Raw genomic sequence first — 396 nt, forward strand, 5'->3', positions numbered from 1 at the left:
CACCTAATGCAGCTGCAGCAGCTTTGACAAGTCATCCAGCTAAACAAGGTGTTATACAAGCCTTTTCAGTTTTAATTGATGTTGTTGTTTGTACAAGTTCTGGATTTTTAGTTCTTTTTTCTATGGCATATTTAGGACTTGGAGAAAGTAAAATCGATGGTGGAATGCCTTTAGTTCAAGAAGCTATGCGTGAGTATTATGGTAGCTTTGGAATCCATTTTATTACTATAGCTATTGTTCTTTTTGCAATAACTTCTTTAATAGGAAATTATTATTATGCTCAAGCTAATGTTAAATATTTAACAAATTCCAAATTTGTAATGAATTTGTTTAGAATTACAGCTGTAGCTATGATTTTTATAGGCTCGCAAATGAATTTAAAACTTGCTTGGAATT

1 protein-coding gene is annotated in these 396 nt (G+C 31.3%); it reads left to right on the forward strand.

Annotation, left to right across the window (positions count from 1 at the left end; translation table 11 throughout):
• Positions 1-396: alanine:cation symporter family protein (locus NY022_RS09595; protein WP_267525658.1), on the forward strand; the 396-nt coding region annotated here is incomplete at both ends.

Origin of the sequence: Campylobacter sp. MG1, assembly GCF_026616895.1 — a bacterium.
In the GTDB taxonomy this organism is placed as follows: domain Bacteria; phylum Campylobacterota; class Campylobacteria; order Campylobacterales; family Campylobacteraceae; genus Campylobacter_E.